The organism is Paenibacillus glycanilyticus (assembly GCF_030161375.1).
Taxonomy (GTDB): Bacteria; Bacillota; Bacilli; order Paenibacillales; family Paenibacillaceae; genus Pristimantibacillus; species Pristimantibacillus glycanilyticus_B.
The window spans coordinates 180,214-202,648 of sequence record NZ_BSSQ01000015.1 but is presented as its reverse complement, the minus strand read 5'-3'; the positions used below and the strand labels follow the sequence as shown (position 1 = coordinate 202,648).

Below are 22,435 nucleotides of genomic sequence, written 5' to 3'. Positions count from 1 at the left end.
CCTCCGCTTAGAATCCCGATAAGAACCGGGAGTATTGAATAACATTTCGGACGGATGGCCGGATCTTGTTGTCGCTGTCGTTATCCTGATTGAGCGGTGTATTATCGCTCTTCGACGGCTTTGAGTTAACCTCCAGCAGCCAGACCCGCCCGCTTGTATCGAGCGCCAAATCAATGCCAAGTTCGCCGAAATGCGCCGGGATATGCTTATCGATGCCCTCGGCAATCGTTAACGCAGCCGTGCGAAGCCGCTTGGCGGCGCCTTCTTTGCCCGCAAAAATATTAGAGCGGGAGACGGCTTCGCTGACGGTGCTTAGCGTTCCGCCGCGCGCGAGATTGGAGACAAAGTGCTGGCTGCTCGCCGTACGGGCCACGACGGAGGTCAGCGCCCATTTGCCAAGCGCGTTCTTCTGGACAACCGCCCGAAAGTCTACCGGCCGCTTTTGAATCTCGATCAAGGTCAGTCCTTGCTGGGCTTGATACTTAATCGTCTTCATCTTGGTTGAAATGTTCGAGAATAGCTTAACGAGATTCGGATAGACCTGCTTCCTCGTTCCTGTTCCGGTTGTAAAATGAGCCTGATAAGAGTCGCCTTCTTGCCGGGTCACGCGGATGATTCCTTTGCCGAGACTGCCTTTTGAAGGTTTGAGGAATACATTGCTGTAGCGGGAGCACATCGATTTGAGCGTCGTATAGTTGCGGAGGGTGTGCGATTCCGGCAAATAGCGGCTGACGCCGGGGTCTTTCTTCAAAGCGTCGAACACTTCAATCTTTTCAAGAAACTTTTCGTTAAATACGCTGGCATGATGCGAGCTTTTCATCTCTTTGAAAAACTGCTGCACCGAGGGTTTGCTTTCTAGCTTCCTCGAAGTCAAGCGGTTGTTCACGATGTCGGGCAAGGGAAGTTTTGCTTTTTTCCATCCGTTTGAGAAAGTCCATCCATCAATGTGTTTGTCATTGCTTCCCGCGATATGGTTCGGCGTGAAAAAATAAACATGCGCGCCTTGCGTTGCGCAACCGTCGGCCAGCTCCTTGCAAAACATCGTAATCGTACCGAACGGTTTGTCGGGCGTGCTCGGGTAATCACGGCTGATCAAAACGCCAATGAGAGGACCAAGCCTTAATGTTGTTGAAGCCGAATCATAGTTTACGCGCAAGGTGGTACTGCTAAGAATTCCCATTTGTCTGGCAAGCGACTGATTGATACGCATCCCATCGTACTTCGGTACCGGGATAATCTTCACCGTCTTCCGGAATGTCCCGAAACGCAATACGATCGACACGCTGTTAGAAATATGCCATTGCTTCAGGTAGGCTTCACCGAGCATTATCGTATCTTCCGGAAGCATGCCGGAGCTAATAAGCTGGACGGCTACTTTCGATTTGTGCATTGTGTAAATCTCCTTCCAAGCAGGAGGATGACGAAAAGCGGATAGAGGCCCATAGGTGTTTTACACGGATTACTTCATCATATGAGGACATCTATCCCTTGGTGATTGGCCAAAGAAATAAGTGGGGAGGTCATATTCGGGTGTTTGTCTTCATAGGATAGTGGTGCGGACAAGCAAAATCGTATAGCGGGAGTTGAGAGGAATGAAGGGGAAAGCCCGGCATATCATTTATTTGACAGCGGCGCTCGCGATGTTGTTTTACGGAGTGCCCAAATTGGAACTAAACGGTCCATGGAATGCCGTAACTATATTCGGGGTCGTGTGGACGTTGTTTGCGCTAGTGGTCATTGCCGCTCATCTGAATGCGCTTCTGTGGATGAACGAGCAGAAGAAGAAACAGCTGGAGCGGATCAAGCAAGCGAAGAGGAACAACTGGGAGCGCAGGCTGCAGCAGGTTGTGAACAGGAGTTCCAACCGCCGTGCAAGAGGATAAATAGGAGTAGAAAAAAGCCCCTGACAGGGGCTTTTTTCATTTTCGATCAGTCGATCGTCTTAAATTGGACAAGCTGCTTGACGAATTTGTAGACCGCTTCTTGTTCCCGGACGGATAAACCCTCAAGCTGATAAGCGATCTTATCGGCGTAGCTGCTTTCTTCGCGAGGTGCGCCAGATACATGGACCAACTGCTCAAGCGGGCATTGGAGGGCTTGGGCGATTTTGCCCAGCACATCGATCGTTGGACTCTTCTCGCCGCGTTCCACTTGACCCATATAGGAGCCGTTTATTTCCGCCCTAAGAGCAAGCTGCTCCTGGCTGAAACCTTTTTGTTTGCGTATTGCCCGTATATTATCTCCGATATGTCGGCTGATTTCGTTCACTTTCGTCACCTCAGCCTTAAGATAGTGGTTTCCTAATCCTGCAACAACGTCTTATAGTCATTATTAAAAATAGTGCTTATAGTCATTGACTAAATCTTATGCTTTTTATTATAATTGGTTAATATCTAGTATCATAATTTCCTGAACAGGAACTTTTTAACAAGGAGCAGCGCTTATGGTTGATGAGTTTGAGTTTTTTAGAAACGTACAAGCTTATTATCAGCATATGCGGTTTCAGGTGCAGTTCACGTACCGAATTCTACATAAGACGAACAAAACAGCAAGAGCGTACGGCAGCTTTAACTGCAGGGTGAATCCCCGCACGCAACAAGTGGAGTATCATATGAGCTTGGAATCAGAGATGATCGCAAGGCCCTTCAGCGAGAAAGGATCTTTATTGTTTTCCAGCCAATATCCGGAAATACCGCCTCAGTCAATCGTTCTTGAGCATTATCCGATTTTGAAGCTGCGTTATCCCGTACCTATTCAGTATGATTGGTATGCTTTTATTTTTAAAGGAACGCAAGAAGCATTTACCGTGCAATCCCTCCAGCAAGTGTTCGACAAATATCGTTTTACCGGCGTGAACGGCGAAGAGGTGGACGCAGGACTAAAAGTCGCAGCCGTCTCGATCGACTGGTATAATGGGATGAAACGAACGAAGGTTTAATTGGAGGAGGGCGGTGCCGGTGGCAGCCGTTTCCGGTATGGATACCAGTACGAAACGCGAACAAATCTTGCAATACATAGAGACGCTGGATATCGGCGAAAAAATTTCCGTCAGAGCTATTGCCAAGGCGCTGGGCGTAAGTGAAGGCACCGCATATAAGGCCATAAAGGAAGCGGAAGCATCCGGGTTGGTCAGCACGAAAGAAAGAATCGGCACGGTCCGGATTGACCGGAAACGGCGCGAAGCGCTTGATCAGCTGACCTTCGGCGAAGTGGCCGAAATTGTGGAAGGCCATATATTCGGGGGGACTTCGGGACTCGATAAGTCGCTCCACAAGTTTGTGATCGGCGCGATGGAGCTGGATGCCATGCTTCGTTATATTGACGAAGGCAGCTTGCTCATTGTAGGTAACCGTATCGGCGCGCATCGCTGTGCCTTGGAGCAGGGAGCGGGCGTGCTTATAACGGGCGGCTTTGCGCCAAGCGAGGAAGTAAGAGCGCTGGCGGACGAGAACGGCCTGCCTATTATTTCTTCCCGGCATGATACGTTTACGGTTGCTTCGATGATTAACCGCGCGATGTATGATCGGTTGATCAAACGCAAAATTATGCTGATTGAAGATTTGATGACGTTCAACAGACCGGCGGATGTGCTTCGGTCGGGCAATAACATGCTCGACTTTCATAAGCTAAGCCGCGAGACCGGCAATTATCGGTTTCCGGTCATTGATGACAGGGGAAGAGTAATTGGTCTCATTACTTCCAAGGATGCAGCCGGTTCGCCGGATGATAGTCCGGTCGACAAATATATGACCAGACATCCGATTACCGCAGCTCCCAACATTGCCGTTACTTCAGCGGCCCATACAATGGCCGCCGAAGGGATTGATTTGCTGCCGATCGTGGACCGGCACCGCAAGCTGCTTGGAGTTGTTACGCGCCAGCAATTGCTTGACGCGCTCCGGTTCGCCGGCAAGCAGCAGGAGAGCGGGGAAACTTTCGATGATCTGATCTGGGCGGGTTTCGATGCGGAAGAGATGGATGGTACCCCGTTATACAAAGGGGCTATTACTCCCCAAATGTCCGGATCGCTTGGCATGGTATCCGAAGGAATTCTGGTCACTTTGATGACCCGGGCCGGCCGCCAAATGATTCGGGACGCAGGCAAAAGGGACTTTCTTATAGACGGGATGACCGCCTTTTTCGTAAAGCCGGTTCAGATCGACAGCCAGATCAGAATCATCCCGCGCGCGCTCGAGATGAGCCGCAAGACGACCAAGCTCGAGATCGAGCTGCTCGATCAGGCGGGGCTGGCGGCGAAGGCAATGATGACGGCGCAGATGATTGATTCGTATTAGGGGCTTGGATTCGGAGAGTTGAGTGCTGGGATTACAGAAATGTATCTCCTTCCGGCTGCTGTTGTGATCGTGAATTTTGAATAAACTCGCTTAGGCGAGAATTCACGAGTCACAAAGGCAGACGCTACGCTCCTCCAGGAGATACATTTCTTCCATCCCAGCCACTCTCCGAATCCAGCCATACGAATCAATCATCTTAATAAGGGACGGTTAAAAGGCTGCCATTCATTTGGCAGCCTTTTTTGTTTGAAGTATCCTCCGCGCGATCACTCGCTTGTAATGCTACAAACCCATCATTAATTCTACACCGCTGCAATTGTCCGCGATTGAACACGATCCCACGAACACGATTAGCTACTTATCTTTGCGCATCAAGAGCATCAAGCGCACCATGTACACCACATGCATGCACTCTGCGCCTAGCGTGAGAACACTAATTTAGCTACCATTGCAAGTAATGCAGTATATTCACCTTATATGTGATTATTGGCCTGGTTCGTTGTATAGAATGCTGTATATTTTCTTGTTTTCGTTCAAATGAGCTCGTTTTGATTGATTATCATGCAATTTATGCAGGATATCGCTGTCTCAAGGCCAATTAAGCTGATTATATTGCATTCCATGCAACGTAACAGAGAGACGTAACCGTAGTGCCGCATTCCGTGCAATGTAACAAAAAAGCTGCACAAGTTGGGGCTACTATTACTATTATTCCATGTCCCAAGAACCGGCTTTTGTTCTGTTTTGGTTTTTGCGCGTGGAAGAACCGGCAGCTTTATTGGCCTTTTTAGCAAGGCTGTTTTCTTTGCGGACCTGATGGGATAGCTCCCTTGCGGTTTTCTTGTAATTGTGAAGCCTTTTGGCTTCGAGCGTTCCGTCTTCAATGGCTTGCAGAACCGCGCAGCCCGGGTCGAACTCGTGACGGCAGTCCCGGTAACGGCAATTCGAGGCGAGCTCTTCGATATCGGAAAAAGTCTGCTCCAATCCTTCATGGGCATCCCATAATTGGAGCTCGCGCATACCCGGCGTATCCATGACCAGAGTACCGTTTGGCAGAAGGAACAACTCCCGGTGCGTTGTTGTATGTCGGCCGCGCGCATCATCTTCGCGGATGCCTTGCGTATCCATGACCTGCTCCCCCGCTAGCCAGTTCAGCAGAGTCGACTTGCCGACGCCGGAAGAGCCTGTGACGGCAATCGTTTTGCCCGGCTGCAGATAAGGGAGCAATTGCTCTTTCCCTTGATCTTGCAAAGCGCTAATCAGATGGACAGGAACACCGGGCGCTGCGTTTTCCATGCGTGCGGCAAAAGCTTCCGGATCCTCGCAGAGGTCGGCTTTCGTCAGAAGAATGACGGGAGCGGCGCCGCTTTCCCATGCCGCGATGAGGTAACGCTCCATTTTGCGAACGTTAAAATCTTGGTTAAGCGCATTTGTAATAAACAAAAAATCCATATTAGCGCCTACTATTTGGTCGTCCACAGCGCTTCCGGCCGCTTTGCGCACCATTGCGCTTTGGCGGGGCAGAAGGTAGTGAATAACGGAACGCGTTTCTCCCGGCAGTTTCTCGGCCATAACCCAGTCGCCAACGGCGGGGAAATCGCTTTTTAGCGTTGCGTTATATTCATATTTACCTGTGACCGTAGCCGTATGCTCGCCTCCCGGGGTCATGATCTGATAAGAGTGGGAATGCTGGGCGATCACGCGTGCCGGAACCAACGGTCTCGAACTTGTTGGCATCTGCTCCATTTTGTTATTCCAATCCGTGTTCCAGCCATAGGCCAGATGTTGTTGATGTAGAAGGGTATCTCTATTTTTCAAATTTATTGACTCCTCTTTTTCATTTGTTTAATTGGGTTCTAGACAACAAAAAACCGCAGGGATTCCCCTGCGGAAGGCACAAAAAAACCGCAAGGACCTCTCGGTCCCGCGGCACGATTCTAATAAAGGTTAGAAGGCGCTCCGTATAGGCCGAGATCGAGAGATGGGAACAAAAACAATCGATAGGTTCATCATTTGACATCAGCCTCCTGTACTAAGATGTGCTTAGTATATGCAATACTAGCCACCCAGTACTAGGCCAAACTTAAGTAAAAGAAAACTTTCCTTCACTTATGATGTTGTGGCCAGCTTAGCAAGGCGAGGCGAGCGGCAACCTTTTTGCAAAACAATCCGTTCAGTTATTATCAAAGAAGAGTTCCTGGAGGTCGCTATGGCAGAAGCAAGAAGATGGATGTGCAGCGTAGTTGTTCTTATCCTAATTATCGCGTCAATAACGGGGTGCAGTACAAATAACACAAATAAGGCCGAGCCTATACCCGATGCAGATACTATGTTCCTTCAAACAGCGGTTTCCCTTAGGGAGATTGCATGGCAGAACCTGAATGAGAATGCAAGGAAGACCATAACGGGGGATTGGAGAGAAGCCAAAGTTTCAATCGTAAGAGGATCCCTCAACGAAGCGTATCCTAGGCTACGACGCAAGAAAATAACCAAACAAAACAAAAAGCCGACCCGCGCAAGCAAGGTCGGCTCTTCCGGCTACCCAAGGACGGGCAGTTGAGCTTTCTTTTTAAAAAGGTGAACGGAGTGAACATATATCTCTGGAGAAATAAAATGTTCGCTTTTGGTTACCGGATTCCTACTATGACCAACTTCAAATGAAAGGAATCCGGAACCAATGGCGATCGGAAGAGATATATGTTCACGTAGAGAATGCTTTTTAGAACAAAAGCTACTGCTGCATCGTCCGATAAACACTGTGGTTACGCAACCCCGCAAACAAATTGAAAAATCCGATCACGAGGAAAATCGCCCCGATGACAATCCGTACCGTCGAGGTGCCGGAGAGAAACAGCTGAACGCCGGCGATAAACATGAGCATAAAGCCCATGCTGATATTCATCCGCGAAGCATGAAGTCCCCGCGAACGCATGTCCACGGAACGGCGGGATTTAAAGCTGAAGAAGACGGTTAGCGCAAGCGTAATCATAATGCCCGGCGCAAACACCCATTGCAGGAGTGAATCCATGGTAGAAACGACAGCTCCTTTTGTAATCTCAATGCCGCTATTGTAGCATGAATTCACCCAAAACCGGAAATAAATGCGATTTAAGAAGGCGGCCTTGCGTACAGCCTTACTTTGACCCATACCTGCAGCTTGTTCTCGGCTACAAGAATCGTGGTGATATCGATGGAGTAGTCTTTTTCAAGGACATTGGTATAAATCTTGTTGCTCAATAGTCTCCTTGCCAGCTGGGCATCGGAGTCAATCTCGTAGATGCTTTGCCCGAGAAAGACGGAGAGATCTGCCTTGATTCGCTTAATTAACTCCGCTTCGGTCACTTTATCGAGCTGGGGCCGTCCGGTATTTTGCCCGGCCTCCTCCTCAATCCTAGGCAACACGCTCTTAATCACAGTGTGCTGGTTCTTGAATTGCGTTAGACTTTTTATATCCGTTTCATATTGCTCCAGCTTAATCTCAAGGTCGCTCTTCAAATTCACAAGCGCCTCGAATTGGGCGTGATAGATGGAATTGTAGACAATCGCGCCAAGCAGCATGCCAAGCAGCAGTACGCCTAGCATCTGCACCCATTTGGCATATCGCTCGAACGGAGGTACGCGCATGCGTCATACCGCTCCTTTGCAAATGAGCTTCACCATCTCAGTTCCCATATGGGCACCAAGAAAGGCAATGGCAATATAAGCAATCTGAATAGCCGCAGGCGATAAATGCCCTTCCGAGATATTGCTCTCAATCACGCGCATGGGATCGATAGATCCTCCGACTGCAGCGACAATCGCCCATATTTTCAGATTTGAGGCTGTACTCAGCATCATGGAAGTAGGCGGCAGCAGCAGAAAGACCGAACCGATTCCAGCTAGCATGGAGCCCCCCATAACAACACCAAAGGCGATAAAGAAATCCAGTCCGGCCTTGGTTAAAATGACGTTCACACGGTACACCTGCCTTTTTAGCGCATCATCCAGCCTGTCCGGCTGTCTCACTACCATTCTATGGGCGGTATGCGGTCTATTATGATAAAATAGAAGGAATAAGAACCGAAAGAGGGTGCCAGCGGATGAACAACATAGATTCCTCCTTCGTGCATTTGCACGTGCATAGCGAATACAGCCTGCTTGACGGCGCCGCCCGGATCCGCGATTTGGTGGCAAGGGCTGCTGAGCTTGGGATGAAGTCGCTTGCCCTTACGGATCACGGCGTTATGTACGGAGCTATTCCTTTTTATAGAGCTTGCCTAGCGCAAGGCATTAAGCCGATTATCGGCTGCGAGATGTATTTTACGGCGGGATCCCGGTTCGACAAAGGGACTCGCAAGGACAATCCGATCTATCATTTGATTCTTCTTGCCAAGAACGAAACAGGTTACCGCAACTTAATGAAGCTGGTGTCCATCGGCCACCTGGAAGGTTTCCATTACAAGCCGCGAATCGATCCCGAAGTACTGGAGGCCCATTCCGAGGGTCTCGTTTGTTTAAGTTCATGTCTGCATGGTGAAATCTCTCAGCATCTTCTTCATGACCGCCGAGAGGAAGCATTAACGGCAGCTTTGCGATACAAGCGGATTTTCGGAGACGACTTCTATCTGGAACTCCAAGACCACGGGATGCTGGACCAGAAAAAAGTGGCTGGAGCCATGATCGAACTGGCCCGGGAGACGGGCATCAAGCTGACGGCCACCAACGATGTTCATTATTTGACGACCGAGGATGCGGCCGTACAGGATGTCCTGATCTGCATCGGCACCGGCAAATCGGTTGACGATACGGACCGGATGAAGATGCAGACGGATCAGCTGTACATGAAAAGCGGAGACGAGATGGCGCTGTTGTTCCGCCATGTGCCGGAGGCTATTCAGCATACTTTAGAGATTGCTGACAAGTGCCAACTAGAGCTTACGTTCGGCCGTGCGGCGCTACCCGTATTCCGGCCTGTGCCGGGCGGCATGAACTCTTCGGCTTATTTGGCCGAGTTATGCCGCGATGGACTAGCTGCCCGTTATGCGGGATTGCCCCAATGGGCGGAGGATCCGGCATACCGGGAACGTGCCGAGGCAAGACTGGCTTATGAGCTGTCTGTTATCGACAACATGGGGTTTAGCGATTATTTCCTTATTGTTTGGGATTTTGTCCGGTTTGCTCATGAGCATGGCATTCGGACGGGGCCGGGGCGGGGATCGTCGGCGGGCAGCCTTGTAGCCTATGTGTTGCGCATTACCGACGTTGACCCGCTCAAGTACAAGTTGCTCTTTGAACGCTTTCTTAATCCGGAACGGATCACGATGCCGGATATCGATATCGACTTTAACGACGAGCGCCGCGATGAGGTTATTGCTTATGTGGCGGCCAAATACGGCGATGAGCATGTGGCGCAGATCATTACGTTCGGCACGATGGCGGCCAAAGCCGCCGTCCGGGACGTTGGACGCGCGATGAACGTGCCTTTCGCCGAAGTTGACCGAGCAGCGAAGTTAATTCCGGGACAGCTTGGGATAACGCTCGAAGAGGCGCTTCGGCAGAGCGATGGACTACGCGAAGCGTGCGAACGCCAGCCCAAGACAAACGCGATGATTCAAATGGCATTGAAGGTGGAAGGCATGCCCCGCCATGCCTCTACTCATGCCGCCGGCGTCGTCATTTCGGGCGGACCGCTCACCGATTATGTTCCGCTGCAGGCAGGCGGCGAACGGTCGGTGCTCACGCAATATTCGATGGAGCATCTGGAAGCGGTTGGACTGCTCAAGATGGATTTTCTTGGCCTTCGCACGTTATCCATCGTAGAACGTTCGCTTGCGTGGGTGAAGGGGCTATACGGCAAAGAGATCGATTTCCGGAAAGTGCCGGACAATGATCCCGTCACTTACGCTATGCTGGGCCGCGGCGAGACGATGGGGATTTTTCAGCTCGAGTCGACGGGGGTAAGACGCGTGCTCCGCGAGATGAAGCCAACGGAATTTGAAGATATCGTATCGGTGCTGGCTTTGTACCGTCCGGGTCCAATGGAGTTTATTCCGAAGTACATTCAAGGGAAACACGGGCTTGCGCCGGTTGAGTATCCGCATCCGTCACTTGAACCGATTCTGGCCGATACGTACGGCATTATCGTTTACCAGGAGCAGATCATGCAGATTGCATCCGCAATGGCTGGTTTTTCGCTTGGAGAAGCGGATTTGTTGCGCCGGGCCGTTTCGAAGAAGAAACGGGAAGTGCTTGACGAACAACGCGGGCATTTCGTGCAGGGCAGCACGAAGGAAGGTTATGCCAGCGAAGATGCTAATCTTGTGTACGATATGATCGTCCGGTTCGCCGATTACGGCTTCCCGCGCGCCCATGCGGCGGCATATGGCGTGCTTGCCTTCCAGACCGCTTGGCTGAAGGCGCATTACCCGGTTCCGTTCATGGCATCGATGCTCGCATCCGTGACCGGCAACCAGCGGAAGACGGCGGAATACGTGGATGAATGCCGGCGTATGGGAATCGAGGTGCTGCCGCCTGATGTGAACGAGAGCGGAGTGACGTTTACGCCGGTGGAAGGCGCTGTCCGGTTTGGCCTTGCCGCCATCAAAAATGTCGGTACGCAGGCGATTGAAGCACTCGAGAAAGAACGCCGTGAACGTCCGTTTGATAGCCTGCTTGATTTGTGCCGGCGCGTAGATTTGCGCGTCGTGAACAAGCGCGTACTGGAATCGCTTATCCAAGCTGGCGCGCTTGAATCGTTGCCGGGCCACCGGGCGCAGCAGCTTGCCGCGCTTGAAGAAACGGTAGACGCGGCACTGAAGTGGCGCAAGGAACGCGAAGAGCTGCAGATTGAGCTGTTTGGTTTCGACGAGGTACAGAATTGGGATGTCGAGTTGCCCGATGTTCGTCCCTATTCAACCGGCGAGCAGCTGGAATTGGAGCGCGAATTGCTTGGCTTGTATTTATCCGGCCATCCGCTGGATGCGGTTGACGAGCAGCTGGAGCCCCTTGGCTTGGATCGAATGATTGAGCTTGGCGAAGTCGCAGAAGGCGCGTCTGCCGTCATTGGTGCCAGAATTGTTTCCTTGAAACCTTTTACGAATAAAAAAGGAAATGCGATGGGCTTTATTGAAGTAGAAGACCGTGTCATGCGAGCAGAAGGAGTTGTGTTCCCTGCCGTATGGAAGCGATGCGGGGACCGGATTGAGAAAGGCGGCCTCGCGATCATCCACGCAACCGTGCAGCATCAGGATGAAGACTTTAAGCTGCTTATCGAGGATGTCGTCCCGATTCAGGAGGGAGCGGCGAGTACGGAACAGCTTGCGGAGCAGGTTAGCCGGTTGCGGAAGCAGGCGAGCGCCCGCGCGGCAAGAGCGGCTGGTCCAGGATATCAACCGCAATCCCAGCAACAGGCTCCTGCGCAAGGTCCAGCAGCCCGGCCGGCGGCAAGAGAGCAAGCTGCCGCCCGGAAGCCGCAGTCTTCCGCGGCAACGTCCGAACGTCCGAATGCTCCCGCGGAACGGAAGCGGCAGCGAATCTACATCAAAATCACGGCTTCCCGCGAGCATCCGGATGTGCTGGAGCAGCTCAAGAAGCTGCTTGCCAGCCACCACGGACAGCTAGATACCGTCCTGTTCTACGAGCGCGAGCAGCGGTCTCTTGCTCTAAGCGAAACGTACCGGACGAAGCCTTCGCCGCAATTATTTGGCGCGATTGAGCAGCTTTTGGGGCATGGAGCGGTAATTGTCAGATAATTTATGCACACACTTGTCATCTCCCGCATACATTTAGTGATACAAGTGGGATTAAGCGGCGGTTGCCGCCGATTAAATCCCAGCTTACGTAGCATGAATACGTACAAGCATATGCGGGAGGGATGGACATGACGTCCGGAATCGAAAAATGGTTGCAAAAGCGTGGAGTAAGTGTCGATGATATTGCAGAAATTGTATATACGCTGCAACGTCCCTACAATGCCGATTTGACTATTGCCGAATGCGAAGAAAGCGTAAGGGCGGTATTGGAAAAACGCGAGGTGCAATACGTCCTCTATACCGGAATTGCTCTCGACGAGCTGGCGGAGCGCCGTTTGCTCCCGGAACCGCTGCAGGCCATCATGGAAACGGATGAGTCCTTGTACGGTGTAGATGAGACTTTAGCTCTAGGAATTACGAATGTTTATGGCATGATTGGCTTGACGAGTTTCGGATATTTGGATAAAGTAAAGCCCGGCATTATTCGTCAGCTGAATCTGAAAGGCGAGAAAATCCACGTGTTTCTGGATGACCTTGTTGCAGGACTGGCGGCGGCAGCTTCAGCAAGGATCGCGCACCAGGACCCAAAAGCCATCCGATACCATTTGCCCGATTCGCCATGACTGTGGTATCATTATGACATCATATGGCCTTAAACGGGATTGACTTGTTTGAAGATGCGAACTTTGCTACGGGCAAAGTTTTCAGGAGGTACCATAATGTGGACGGTCATTTACATCGCTCCAACCGCTAGAATCGCGGACAACATCAAGAAGCGGCTTACGGAAGAAGGCTTTCTCGTAAAAGTCCGTCCAGTTAATCTGTCTAAACAGCAATATGAGATTTTGGTTCCTTCGGGTGAGTTGGAGGAAGTACAGGAAGTATTTAACTCCATTATGCAACCGTAAACCTTATACTATTGCGCCCTTGAGAGGTGTCACACATTGCAAATTAAGGACTTATTTTCAAAGAAGAAGTATGCGACCATCCCTTCTGAGCGGCCTAAACGCGACATACCGGAAGGTCTAATGAATAAGTGCTCCAAATGCGGCACCATTCAGTACAGCAAAGAATTGGATAAGAATTTGAAGGTATGCTCGTCGTGCGGGCATCATTACCGTCTGAGCGCTTGGGAACGGATTGGAATGACGCTTGATGACGGGCGTTTGTATGAATACGATGCCGAGATGGAATCCGTCGATCCGCTTGAATTCCCGGGATACAAAGGGAAGCTTGAGCAGCAAAGGCAGAAAAACCCTAATCTTCGCGATGCCGTCGTAACTGGGGAAGGCGCGATTAATGGCTTACCGGTCGTTGTTGCGGTTATGAGCTTTGACTTCTTCAGCGGTAGCATGGGATCTGTCGTTGGCGAGAAAATCACAAGAGCAATCGAAGCGGCGCATGAGAAAAAGCTGCCTATGCTTATTTTCTCGACATCGGGCGGTGCCCGTATGCAGGAAAGTATACTTAGCTTAATGCAAATGGCGAAAACAAGCGCTGCTCTATCCAAGTTTCAAGGAGCTGGAGGCTTGTTCATTTCGGTGTTTACAGATCCAACGATGGGCGGGGTTTCAGCCAGCTTCGCGAGTCTTGGCGATTACAATTTGGCCGAGCCCGGCGCGCTTGTCGGTTTTGCGGGCCGTATCGTAATCGAACAGACGATCCGCCAGAAGCTGCCGGACAACTTCCAGACAGCAGAGTTCAACATGCAGCACGGACAGCTAGACCTGGTCGTTCACCGCAAGGACATGAAGACGACGATAGGCAAGCTGCTTGATATGCATACCGTAAGGGAGGGATTATCCCATGGCGGCTGAACAAATGCTTCCGTTCGAGAAGCCGATCAGTGATCTGCGGGAGAAGATTGCAACGCTGAAGACGCTGGCCGAGAGCAACGGTATGGACTTTTCCGAAGAGATTGCGCGTCTTGAAGAGAAGTGCAAGCAAATGGAAGAAGAGTTGTACAATGAATTGTCTCCGGCGCAGAAGATGCATATCGCGCGTCTTCACCAACGTCCAACCTCGCTTGATTTCATCCATGCCGTATTTACGGATTTCATGGAATTGCATGGAGACCGATTGTTTGCCGACGACCTTGCGATTGTAGGCGGCCTTGCCAAGCTTAACGGCCTGCCCGTTACGGTAATCGGCCATCAACGCGGCAAGGATACGAAGGATAACATTGCCCGTTTCTTCGGCAGTCCCCATCCGGAAGGATTCCGGAAAGCATTGCGTCTTATGCAACAAGCTAACAAATTTAACCGCCCGATTATTACGCTTATTGATACGAAGGGCGCTTATCCTGGCAATACGGCCGAAGAGCGCGGCCAATCCGAAGCGATTGCCCGCAATCTTAGAGAGATGGCCGGATTTGGCGTGCCGATTATCTGCATCGTAATCGGTGAAGGCGGCAGCGGCGGGGCACTGGCCCTTGGCGTCGGCAACCGGGTATTGATGCTTGAGAATGCGATTTATTCTGCTATTTCGCCAAATGGCGCAGCCTCCATTCTGTGGAAGGATGCGACAAAGGCGGACATTGCAGCAGAAGCCATGAAAATTACGGCGAAGGATTTGCTCGAGTTCGAAGTGATCGAGGACATCATAGAAGAGCCGCAAGGCGGCGCGCACAAAGATCTCGCATTCACGGCGGAACGGCTGAAGGAGAAATTGTGGAAGCATTTGGCGGAACTTCTGCCTATGACATCCGAGCAACTCATTGAAGACCGTTACAATAAATTCCGTAAGATCGGCGAATTCCGCATGGCCGAAGCTGCTTCTAAGGAAATTCCGGAAGAGGTTGCGGAGGAGCCGGGAGCAGAAGCTTCCGAAATGACGGAATCGGCAAAAGTATAAGATTGAAACGCAGTTGTACAAGCCGCGGCTCAAGTTTCAGATTTTTGTTAATAATGACTATAGCAGGCACTAAACGGAGGAAAATTAGACATGCGTAAAGCGAAAATTGTTTGTACGATCGGTCCTTCCAGCGAATCGCTGGAAAACACAACGAAATTGATTAAAGCGGGTATGAACGTTGCCCGTCTGAACTTCTCCCATGGCGACTTTGAAGAGCATGGCAACCGTATCAAAAACATCAAGATTGCTAACAAAGAACTGGGTTCGAACGTAGCGATCCTGCTTGACACGAAAGGTCCGGAAATCCGTCTGGGCAAATTGAAAGAAGAGCCTATCGAACTCGTTGCAGGCGAGCGCGTAGCGCTGACAACGGAAGAAATTCTGGGCGACATCAACCGGGTGCCAATCACTTACAACAACCTGCCAAACGACGTTACCGTTGGTTCGACGATTCTGATCGACGACGGCTTGATCGGTTTGACAGTTGAAGAAGTTCAAGGCACTGAAATTTTCTGCCGCATCAACAACAGCGGTCAAATCAAAGGCAAGAAGGGCGTTAACGTTCCTGGCGTTTCGATCTCCCTGCCGGGTATCACGGAAAAAGACGCTAACGATATCATCTTCGGCATCGAGCAAGGTATCGACTTCATCGCTGCATCGTTCGTTCGCAAAGCAAGCGACGTGCTTGAAATCCGCGAGCTGCTTGAGCGTCACAATGCAAGCCACATCCAAATCATCTCCAAGATCGAGAACCAACAAGGCGTAGACAACCTCGATGAGATTCTGGAAGTATCCGACGGTCTGATGGTTGCTCGTGGCGACCTTGGCGTTGAGATTCCGGCTGAAGAAGTACCATTGGTACAAAAAATGATGATCGAAAAATGTAACCGCGCAGGCAAACCGGTTATTACAGCTACACAAATGCTGGATTCCATGCAACGCAACCCGCGTCCTACTCGCGCTGAAGCGAGCGACGTGGCTAACGCGATCTTCGACGGTACAGATGCAATCATGCTCTCCGGCGAAACAGCTGCCGGTAAATATCCGCTTGAAGCCGTAATGACAATGTCCCGTATTGCTGAGCGTGCAGAAGCTGCCCTTGAATATCGCGAGATCTTCACGAAACAAGCAAATGCTCAACAAACGACAGTTACCGAAGCAATCAGCCAAGCCGTAGCGGTATCCGCTCTGGACCTGAACGCTGCAGCTATCGTTACATCGACACAAAGCGGCTTCACAGCTCGCATGGTATCCAAATACCGTCCTAAAGCGCCTATCATCGCAGTTACAAACGATGAGAAAGTTATGCGCCGTCTGGCACTGATTTGGGGCGTTAGACCGGTACTTGGCGAATCCGCTGAAACAACTGACGCTATGTTCGAGAACGCAGTAGCAGGTGCTAGAAGCACTGGCCTGATCAGCCTTGGCGACACGATCGTTATTACAGCAGGTGTTCCGGTTGGCCGCGCAGGCACAACAAACCTGATCAAGATCCACCATGTTGGCGAACTTCTGGCACAAGGCCAAGGGATCGGCAGCCAAACGGCAACTGGCCGCATCGTTGTAGCGCGCACGCCAGAAGAAGCTAATGCACGCGTAACTAGCGGTTCGATTCTTGTAACGGTATCGACTGACAAAGAATATATGCCTGCTTTCGAAAAAGCTGCTGCAGTTATTACGGAACAAGGCGGTATTACTAGCCATGCAGCCGTATGCGGCATTAACCTTGGCATTCCGGTAATTCTGGGTATCTCGAATGCAACGGAACTGCTGATGGACGGTACTGAAGTAACGGTATACGGCGAGACTGGTGTTGTATACTCCGGACAAGCTAAAGTCCTGTAAGACAAATATCATAGTTCTCTAGCAATGGAGAAAACAGAAGCGATGGTGAATTTTCACCGTCGCTTTTGTTCGAGTTAGGATAAATTAGTGGAAGGAACACCGAGATCATAGAGGAGGAACTTCATAAGATGCCGTCACAGAAATGGTTTTTGCATCCTCTTCGGGTCCGTTATCAGGAAACGGATCAGATGGGGGTTGTTTTTCATGGCAATTACATAACCTGGTTTGAGATTGGACGAACCGAATTGATTCGTGCGATGGGGTACGATTATAAAACGATTGAGCAAGAGGGCTTATTGCTTCCGGTTGTTGATCTGGAGTGCCGGTATGAACGGCCAGCGCGTTATGACGATACGGTAGTAGTATGTACGCGTATTTCTGACTTTTCACCGGTGCGTCTTTCCTTTGAGTCCGAGATTCGCAGGGTAGAGAGTGATCAGTTTAAGCAGTCAATTATAGATCAATATGAAGATTTACCCGGAGAGAAACTGGTCGCGGGCGGAACCAAACATGTCTGGGTGAATGAGAAATGGCGCCCGGCAAGACTAGACAAAGGCCTCCCCCAATTGTATGCCTTGCTGCAGTCTTTGGTCTAAAGGTTTCATATTCCTTACTGGTCAGCGGAGCGTTCGTTAACCTACTCTTTACAAATCGTTAATATTCTAATAATAGTCATCTGTCATAATACGGATATGATTGGGGAGGCGTGAGGAATGACAAGACAATTGTCCCACTATGTGAACCGGGATTTAAGCTGGATCGAGTTTAATCGCAGAGTGCTCCAGGAAGCACAGGATACGAATAATCCTCTGCTTGAACGCGCCAAGTTTTTGTCCATTGTATCCAGTAATCTGGATGAATTTATGAGTGTAAGAGTAGCTGGCATTCAGGATCAGATCCGTGCCGGTTATACGAAGATGGATTTTACGGGCTATACGCCTGCAGGGTTATGGAAAAGATTGATTAAACGGACGACCCAAATGGTCTATGATCAATATAAAACGTACAGAGAAGTATTCCGCTGTCTTGGACGTGAAGGCATTATCATTACGTCCGTTGAAGAGCTGAACGCAAACCAGTTCAAGACGGTATCGCAATATTTTCAGGAGATCGTATTCCCTGTGTTAACGCCAATGGCCGTTGACCAAAGCCGGCCATTTCCGCTCGTACATACGAAAGAGCTGTATTTGGCCGTGCTGCTACATCAAGAGAATTCAATGCCGGATGAAGAACCCTTGTTTGCTATCGTTCAGGTTCCGTCCATCCTGCCGCGGTTTGTTGCGATCCCCGGCAGGACGAACAGCAAGAAGATGGAGTTTGTTCTGCTGGAAGATCTGATCGAGCATCACATTACGACTTTGTTTAACGGTTATACGCCATTTGCCGTTCATCCGTTCAGAATTACGCGCAATGCCGATCTTACGTTAAATGAAGACGGAGCGGAAGATCTTCTGGAGGAGATTGAGAAGGAGCTGCGCAGAAGGCGTTGGGGAATACCGGTGCGTCTGGAAGTAGCGCGGGGTATGCATCCGATAGCTCTTGAGATTTTGAAGGAAGAGCTCGAGATTGAAGACAACCTGATCGAAATTGACGGTCCGCTGGATCTTAGCTTCCTGATGAGGTTTGTTCATTCTTTGCCTGGATATGACAATCTCAGGTACAGCCGGCTTGAGCCGGTATATCCGCATGAATTTGACGAGACGGATGACATGTTCGAAGTGATCCGCCAGCGGGATGTATTGATGTATCACCCGTATGAGTCGTTTGAAGCCGTTAATGATTTTATTGATCAGGCTGCGGACGATCCGAATGTACTGGCGATCAAGATGACGTTATACCGTGTCAGCGGCCAGTCTGCGCTTGTGCAGGCGTTGTCGAAGGCGGCGGAATCAGGCAAACAAGTTACGGTAGTTGTAGAGCTGAAAGCAAGGTTTGATGAAGAACGGAATATCGCGTGGGCCCGTCAACTCGAGAAATCGGGCTGCCATGTCGTTTACGGTCTGGTGGGCTTGAAGACGCATGCAAAAATTTGCCTCGTTGTCCGCCGGGAAATGGGGACTCTACGCCGCTACGTCCATGTGGGTACGGGCAATTATAATGACAGCACGGCAAGCCTATATACCGATATCGGACTGTTTACGTCCCATCCGGTTATCGGCAGCGATGCCTCCGCTTTGTTTAACGAGGTAACTGGTTATTCTTCGCCTTATGAATGGAAAGCGTTTGGCGTTGCGCCAACGGATTTGAAAGAGAAGTTGTTCCGCCTCATTGACCGCGAGATTGCAAATGCCAATCAGGGGAAGGCAGGACGCATTGTTGCGAAGATGAATTCGCTATCGAATCAAGAAATGATCGATAAGCTGTACGAAGCCTCGCAAGCCGGAGTGAAGATCGAATTAATCGTCCGCGGAGTATGTTGCTTAAGGCCGGGAGTGGACGGGAGAAGCGAGAACATTCGCGTGATCAGTATCGTAGACCGGTTCCTGGAGCATTCCAGGGTGATGTATTTCTATAACGGCGGCGAAGAAGAGATCTATCTCTCGAGCGCGGATTGGATGACGAGGAATTTGACGCGGCGCATTGAATTGATGTGTCCGGTATTTGACGAGAATCTCCGCAAAACGTTAATCAATATGCTGCAGCTGAACCTGGATGACAACGTCAAATCTAGAGAACTGCAAGCAAACGGCACCTACGTTCATGTTAAGAACGATATGATGCCGTTCCGCAGTCAATTTGAAGCACGATCGATCCCGCAATGGAAGTTTTACGTGTAATCGGGCTGTACCAGTTCGGGCGCAAGACTCCACAGTTTTTTGAAGTCGGAGGACAGTTCCTCTACTTCACGCGCTTCAACCGCAAGCGTTCCTTCCGAACGGACGGGATGAAGCAGTAGCTGATTGCCTGATTGAACGGCTTCCATTCGGCCAATCGCTTGCGTTTCGCTGCGGTCGAGGGCAGCGGCGAGCTGAAGCAAAATGCCTAATCTATAAATGGTATCCAAATCGGATTCGCTAAGCAGTTCCTTATATTCAAAGAGCTGCTGACGGGTCCGGTTTTTGCTTTTGTAGGAAGCGATGGCTGCAATCATGAGAATTTCCCGGTGTGCGAGCCCGTTCAAATGGGAATTGACAATCAAATAAAACGAATGTTTGGCGTATTCATAGTAATCGATGGACGCACCGATCCGAAATAAGGTTGATGCGGCATCCAGCAGGACTTTTGCGCGGTTTGGAAGCAGGTGGACCGGCCTAAGTTCGTCATATAGCTGAAGAGCCAGACGGTTGACCTGCATAACATGCTGCTTAGGTGCCGCAGGGTGCAAGGCGCTAAGATTTTTTAAGCTGAAACCAAGCACATCTTGATGAACCGGTCGGCCGGGAAAGCGGGTTGCGTGGAACAGTCCGTCGCGCAGGCCGGCACCGCAAATGCGGTAATGAGACGTCTTGAGCAGCCGGAACAAGGTGCGCAGCACGGCAATGCCCGGAACGATGACGTCGACGCGGTCTTTCGAAAGTCCGGGTGTTTTGCGCCGCTTATCTAGCGGGGTGTGGAACAACTCCTGGAACAACGAGTCTGCGTCTGCTCCGGTCATAGGATAGTTATGGGTCTGGGTAAAAGGATATTTGTGCACCGCCTGATGAATTTTCCCCATGGCGCGGGCCGTTCCTCCTACTCCAATCAGCGGCAACGAAGGCGATTTCGTTATCCAAGGCACTTGTTTGACCGCCTCAATGACGAGCGATTCAATACTTCTCAAGCCTTCATCGGTAAGCATTCCTTTTACCGCGTATTTACGGTTCAAGCTTACGCAGCCAAACGGGAACGATACGGAATGGACAAGTTCGCGCCCCCGGAATAGCGATACTTCCGTACTGCCGCCTCCGATGTCGACAAGAAAGCCGTCCTGTACGTCCATGGCATTAATCATGCCAAGGAAACCGTACGACGCTTCATCTTCTCCGCTTAACAATTCTATGGTAAGACCCGTTTCGGATTTAATGGTTTCAAGAATCTCCGACCGATTCGAGGCATTCCGAATGGCCGCGGTTGCTACAGCCCGGATGTGGCCGGTACGGTTGTGGGCGCAGATCATCGTAAAATGATTCAGAGTGCCAAGGAGCTCAGTGATGGCTTCCTCGCGAAGGTAGCCGTTGTCATCCACTCGCTCCGCAAGGCGAGCAGGACGTTTGCCGCCGTCAATAACCCTGTGAGCACCGCTTGCGGTCCGCTCATAAACGACAAGGCGGACTGAATTAGAGCCAATATCAATGATGCCGATTCGTTGTTCCGTCATTGTTGTTCCTCCGTGCTTGATATTTCTTCTATTCTATCACAATAAATTAGATTTACGGAAAGCGGGTATTTTTGTCCGTATTAGGGAAAAATGCAGCTGGAGCATTTTGTGCGAAAAATGTGGAAGAAAGAGAGTGAAAAAAAACTTTATAGCGCTGATAAAGCATTTCTATGTCCGGTTTTGTTCACTTCGTTGTCAAAATCATTTATGATTAATAGCGACGAGTAGAATACTATATTTTGGCGAAAATTTTTCAAGTTAGAGGAGAGAGAACGATGACAGCAACTAAAGGTCTTGAAGGAATTGTGGCCGCTTCTTCGTCGATCAGCTCCATTATTGATGGAGTCTTGACATATCGCGGTATCAATATTGATGATCTTGCAGAAAATGCGACATTTGAAGAGGTTGCCTACCTGCTGTGGTACGGTAAGCTCCCTAATCGTTCCGAACTTGACGGTTTGCAGAAGAAGCTGGATCAATATGCGGCTATCCCTGCTCAAGTGATTGAACAAATTAAATTGTATCCTAAAAATACAAACTCGATGGCAGCGCTTCGCACAGCGATCTCGAGTCTTGCTCTGTACGATGAGTCCGCAAACGAAATGTCTTCCGAAGCGAATCAGCTGAAAGCAATCAAGCTGCAAGCGCAGCTCCCGACTGTTGTGGCCGCTTTCTCGCGTATCCGTGACGGCAAAGAGCCGATTGCTCCTAAGCAAGGCGTATCGATCGCTTACAACTTCCTGTACATGCTGACTGGCGAAGAGCCGGCTGAAGTTGCCGTTAAAGCACTGGACCAAGCGCTTGTTCTTCATGCGGACCACGAGCTTAACGCATCGACATTCGCGGCTCGCGTAACGGTAGCTACGCTGTCCGATATTTACTCCGGCGTAACTTCCGCAATCGGCGCTTTGAAAGGCCCGCTGCATGGCGGAGCTAACGAAGCGGTAATGGTAATGCTTGAAGAAATCGGTTCGATGAGCAACGTTGAAGGTTATATCAACAACGCGCTTGCGAACAAACAAAAAATCATGGGCTTTGGCCACCGCGTATACAAAGACGGCGACCCGCGCGCGAAGCACCTGCAACAAATGTCCCGCGAGCTGGGCAAATTGACCGGCAACATGGAACTGTACGAGATGTCCATTAAGATCGAAGATATGGTTACGGGCCAAAAAGGTCTGAAACCAAATGTTGATTTCTACTCCGCATCGGTTTACACTACATTGGGTATTCCTCGCGACCTGTTCACGCCGATCTTTGCAATCAGCCGCGTTTCGGGATGGAGCGCGCATATCCTTGAGCAATACGAAAACAACCGTCTGATTCGCCCTCGTGCTGATTATGTCGGCCCGGTTAACGCGAAATATATTCCAATCGAGCAGCGCTAATTATCCGGCGCAGCTTACATACCTTAA

General features: G+C 50.4%; 20 protein-coding genes. 13 read left to right on the top strand and 7 right to left on the bottom strand.

The genetic code is table 11. The features are described from left to right. Positions 1-7: 7 nt before the first annotated feature. Complete coding sequence (locus QQK89_RS19775) at positions 8-1,390, bottom strand: YheC/YheD family protein (RefSeq protein ID WP_284240386.1); 1,383 nt, start codon at positions 1,388-1,390, stop codon at positions 8-10. 202 nt (positions 1,391-1,592) lie between these two features. Between QQK89_RS19775 and QQK89_RS19770 the strand changes: the two genes are divergently transcribed. Next, a complete protein-coding gene (locus QQK89_RS19770) occupies positions 1,593-1,883 on the top strand; it encodes a hypothetical protein (protein WP_284240385.1) in 291 nt (96 codons plus the stop codon). A 46-nt stretch (positions 1,884-1,929) separates the two neighbouring features. On the opposite strand, the gene QQK89_RS19765 is transcribed toward QQK89_RS19770, so the two are convergent. Further along, positions 1,930-2,268, bottom strand: a complete 339-nt coding sequence (locus QQK89_RS19765; protein ID WP_284240384.1) for a helix-turn-helix domain-containing protein — start codon at positions 2,266-2,268, stop codon at positions 1,930-1,932. Between the two features lie 175 nt (positions 2,269-2,443). Between QQK89_RS19765 and QQK89_RS19760 the strand changes: the two genes are divergently transcribed. Beyond that, positions 2,444-2,938 carry a hypothetical protein gene (locus tag QQK89_RS19760; RefSeq protein WP_284240383.1) on the top strand — a complete coding sequence of 165 codons (495 nt, stop codon included), beginning with the start codon at positions 2,444-2,446 and terminating at the stop codon, positions 2,936-2,938. Positions 2,939-2,957: 19 nt separating this feature from the next. Further along, the gene (locus QQK89_RS19755; protein ID WP_284240382.1) at positions 2,958-4,295 is read left to right on the top strand and encodes a DRTGG domain-containing protein; all 1,338 of its coding nucleotides are present in this window, start codon (positions 2,958-2,960) and stop codon (positions 4,293-4,295) included. Between the two features lie 708 nt (positions 4,296-5,003). Here QQK89_RS19755 and rsgA read toward each other — a convergent pair. Next, positions 5,004-6,113 (bottom strand): ribosome small subunit-dependent GTPase A, encoded by a 1,110-nt coding sequence (gene rsgA, locus QQK89_RS19750; RefSeq protein ID WP_284240381.1) that lies wholly within the window; start codon positions 6,111-6,113, stop codon positions 5,004-5,006. 391 nt (positions 6,114-6,504) lie between these two features. Between rsgA and QQK89_RS19745 the strand changes: the two genes are divergently transcribed. After that, entirely contained in the window at positions 6,505-6,855 is a 351-nt protein-coding gene (locus tag QQK89_RS19745; RefSeq protein WP_284240380.1) for a hypothetical protein, read from the top strand. A 171-nt stretch (positions 6,856-7,026) separates the two neighbouring features. Here QQK89_RS19745 and QQK89_RS19740 read toward each other — a convergent pair whose 3' ends face one another. The 3 genes from QQK89_RS19740 to QQK89_RS19730 form a co-directional block, all read right to left on the bottom strand. Next, the gene (locus QQK89_RS19740) at positions 7,027-7,323 is read right to left on the bottom strand and encodes a YtpI family protein (RefSeq protein WP_284240379.1); all 297 of its coding nucleotides are present in this window, start codon (positions 7,321-7,323) and stop codon (positions 7,027-7,029) included. An 80-nt stretch (positions 7,324-7,403) separates the two neighbouring features. Beyond that, entirely contained in the window at positions 7,404-7,919 is a 516-nt protein-coding gene (locus QQK89_RS19735; RefSeq protein WP_284240378.1) for a hypothetical protein, read from the bottom strand. A gap of 3 nt (positions 7,920-7,922) precedes the next feature. Further along, entirely contained in the window at positions 7,923-8,249 is a 327-nt protein-coding gene (locus tag QQK89_RS19730; RefSeq protein ID WP_284240377.1) for a YtrH family sporulation protein, read from the bottom strand. 125 nt (positions 8,250-8,374) lie between these two features. On the opposite strand from QQK89_RS19730, the gene QQK89_RS19725 reads away from it, so the two are divergent. From QQK89_RS19725 to QQK89_RS19690, 8 genes are all read left to right on the top strand, one after another. Beyond that, entirely contained in the window at positions 8,375-12,025 is a 3,651-nt protein-coding gene (locus tag QQK89_RS19725) for a DNA polymerase III subunit alpha (RefSeq protein ID WP_284240376.1), read from the top strand. 128 nt (positions 12,026-12,153) lie between these two features. Then, positions 12,154-12,648 carry a phosphatidylglycerophosphatase A family protein gene (locus QQK89_RS19720; RefSeq protein WP_284240375.1) on the top strand — a complete coding sequence of 165 codons (495 nt, stop codon included), beginning with the start codon at positions 12,154-12,156 and terminating at the stop codon, positions 12,646-12,648. A gap of 96 nt (positions 12,649-12,744) precedes the next feature. Next, positions 12,745-12,933, top strand: coding sequence for a hypothetical protein (locus QQK89_RS19715; RefSeq protein ID WP_015846041.1), 189 nt, complete (start codon positions 12,745-12,747; stop codon positions 12,931-12,933). Positions 12,934-12,969: 36 nt separating this feature from the next. Next, on the top strand, positions 12,970-13,842 hold the full coding sequence (gene accD / locus QQK89_RS19710) for an acetyl-CoA carboxylase, carboxyltransferase subunit beta (RefSeq protein ID WP_284240374.1): 873 nt from the start codon (positions 12,970-12,972) through the stop codon (positions 13,840-13,842). Then, positions 13,832-14,878 carry an acetyl-CoA carboxylase carboxyltransferase subunit alpha gene (locus tag QQK89_RS19705; protein ID WP_284240372.1) on the top strand — a complete coding sequence of 349 codons (1,047 nt, stop codon included), beginning with the start codon at positions 13,832-13,834 and terminating at the stop codon, positions 14,876-14,878. Before accD ends, QQK89_RS19705 begins: the two co-directional genes overlap by 11 nt. Before the next feature lie 90 nt (positions 14,879-14,968). Continuing rightward, positions 14,969-16,723: a pyruvate kinase gene (pyk, locus tag QQK89_RS19700; protein ID WP_284240371.1), complete on the top strand. Its 1,755-nt coding sequence runs from the start codon at positions 14,969-14,971 to the stop codon at positions 16,721-16,723. A 128-nt stretch (positions 16,724-16,851) separates the two neighbouring features. Beyond that, positions 16,852-17,319 (top strand): acyl-CoA thioesterase, encoded by a 468-nt coding sequence (locus tag QQK89_RS19695; protein WP_284240370.1) that lies wholly within the window; start codon positions 16,852-16,854, stop codon positions 17,317-17,319. Positions 17,320-17,436: 117 nt separating this feature from the next. Further along, positions 17,437-19,500: an RNA degradosome polyphosphate kinase gene (locus QQK89_RS19690; protein ID WP_284240369.1), complete on the top strand. Its 2,064-nt coding sequence runs from the start codon at positions 17,437-17,439 to the stop codon at positions 19,498-19,500. Here the strand turns inward: QQK89_RS19690 and QQK89_RS19685 are convergent. Further along, positions 19,491-21,020 carry a Ppx/GppA phosphatase family protein gene (locus QQK89_RS19685; RefSeq protein ID WP_284240368.1) on the bottom strand — a complete coding sequence of 510 codons (1,530 nt, stop codon included), beginning with the start codon at positions 21,018-21,020 and terminating at the stop codon, positions 19,491-19,493. The genes QQK89_RS19690 and QQK89_RS19685 overlap by 10 nt on opposite strands. A gap of 275 nt (positions 21,021-21,295) precedes the next feature. Here QQK89_RS19685 and citZ point away from each other — a divergent pair, with 275 nt between their 5' ends. After that, the gene (citZ, locus tag QQK89_RS19680) at positions 21,296-22,408 is read left to right on the top strand and encodes a citrate synthase (protein WP_284240366.1); all 1,113 of its coding nucleotides are present in this window, start codon (positions 21,296-21,298) and stop codon (positions 22,406-22,408) included. Positions 22,409-22,435: the final 27 nt, after the last annotated feature.

Bases quoted from the DNA above. Each gene is read 5' to 3' on its own strand.
- pyk (WP_284240371.1), top strand. From the start codon at position 14,969: ATGCGTAAAGCGAAAATTGTTTGTACGATCGGTCCTTCCAGCGAATCG.
- citZ (WP_284240366.1), top strand. From the start codon at position 21,296: ATGACAGCAACTAAAGGTCTTGAAGGAATTGTGGCCGCTTCTTCGTCG.
- QQK89_RS19705 (WP_284240372.1), top strand. From the start codon at position 13,832: ATGGCGGCTGAACAAATGCTTCCGTTCGAGAAGCCGATCAGTGATCTG.
- QQK89_RS19745 (WP_284240380.1), top strand. From the start codon at position 6,505: ATGGCAGAAGCAAGAAGATGGATGTGCAGCGTAGTTGTTCTTATCCTA.
- QQK89_RS19725 (WP_284240376.1), top strand. From the start codon at position 8,375: ATGAACAACATAGATTCCTCCTTCGTGCATTTGCACGTGCATAGCGAA.
- QQK89_RS19715 (WP_015846041.1), top strand. From the start codon at position 12,745: ATGTGGACGGTCATTTACATCGCTCCAACCGCTAGAATCGCGGACAAC.
- QQK89_RS19695 (WP_284240370.1), top strand. From the start codon at position 16,852: ATGCCGTCACAGAAATGGTTTTTGCATCCTCTTCGGGTCCGTTATCAG.
- QQK89_RS19760 (WP_284240383.1), top strand. From the start codon at position 2,444: ATGGTTGATGAGTTTGAGTTTTTTAGAAACGTACAAGCTTATTATCAG.
- QQK89_RS19770 (WP_284240385.1), top strand. From the start codon at position 1,593: ATGAAGGGGAAAGCCCGGCATATCATTTATTTGACAGCGGCGCTCGCG.
- QQK89_RS19720 (WP_284240375.1), top strand. From the start codon at position 12,154: ATGACGTCCGGAATCGAAAAATGGTTGCAAAAGCGTGGAGTAAGTGTC.
- QQK89_RS19740 (WP_284240379.1), bottom strand. From the start codon at position 7,323: ATGGATTCACTCCTGCAATGGGTGTTTGCGCCGGGCATTATGATTACG.
- QQK89_RS19735 (WP_284240378.1), bottom strand. From the start codon at position 7,919: ATGCGCGTACCTCCGTTCGAGCGATATGCCAAATGGGTGCAGATGCTA.
- QQK89_RS19690 (WP_284240369.1), top strand. From the start codon at position 17,437: ATGACAAGACAATTGTCCCACTATGTGAACCGGGATTTAAGCTGGATC.
- QQK89_RS19775 (WP_284240386.1), bottom strand. From the start codon at position 1,390: ATGCACAAATCGAAAGTAGCCGTCCAGCTTATTAGCTCCGGCATGCTT.
- QQK89_RS19685 (WP_284240368.1), bottom strand. From the start codon at position 21,020: ATGACGGAACAACGAATCGGCATCATTGATATTGGCTCTAATTCAGTC.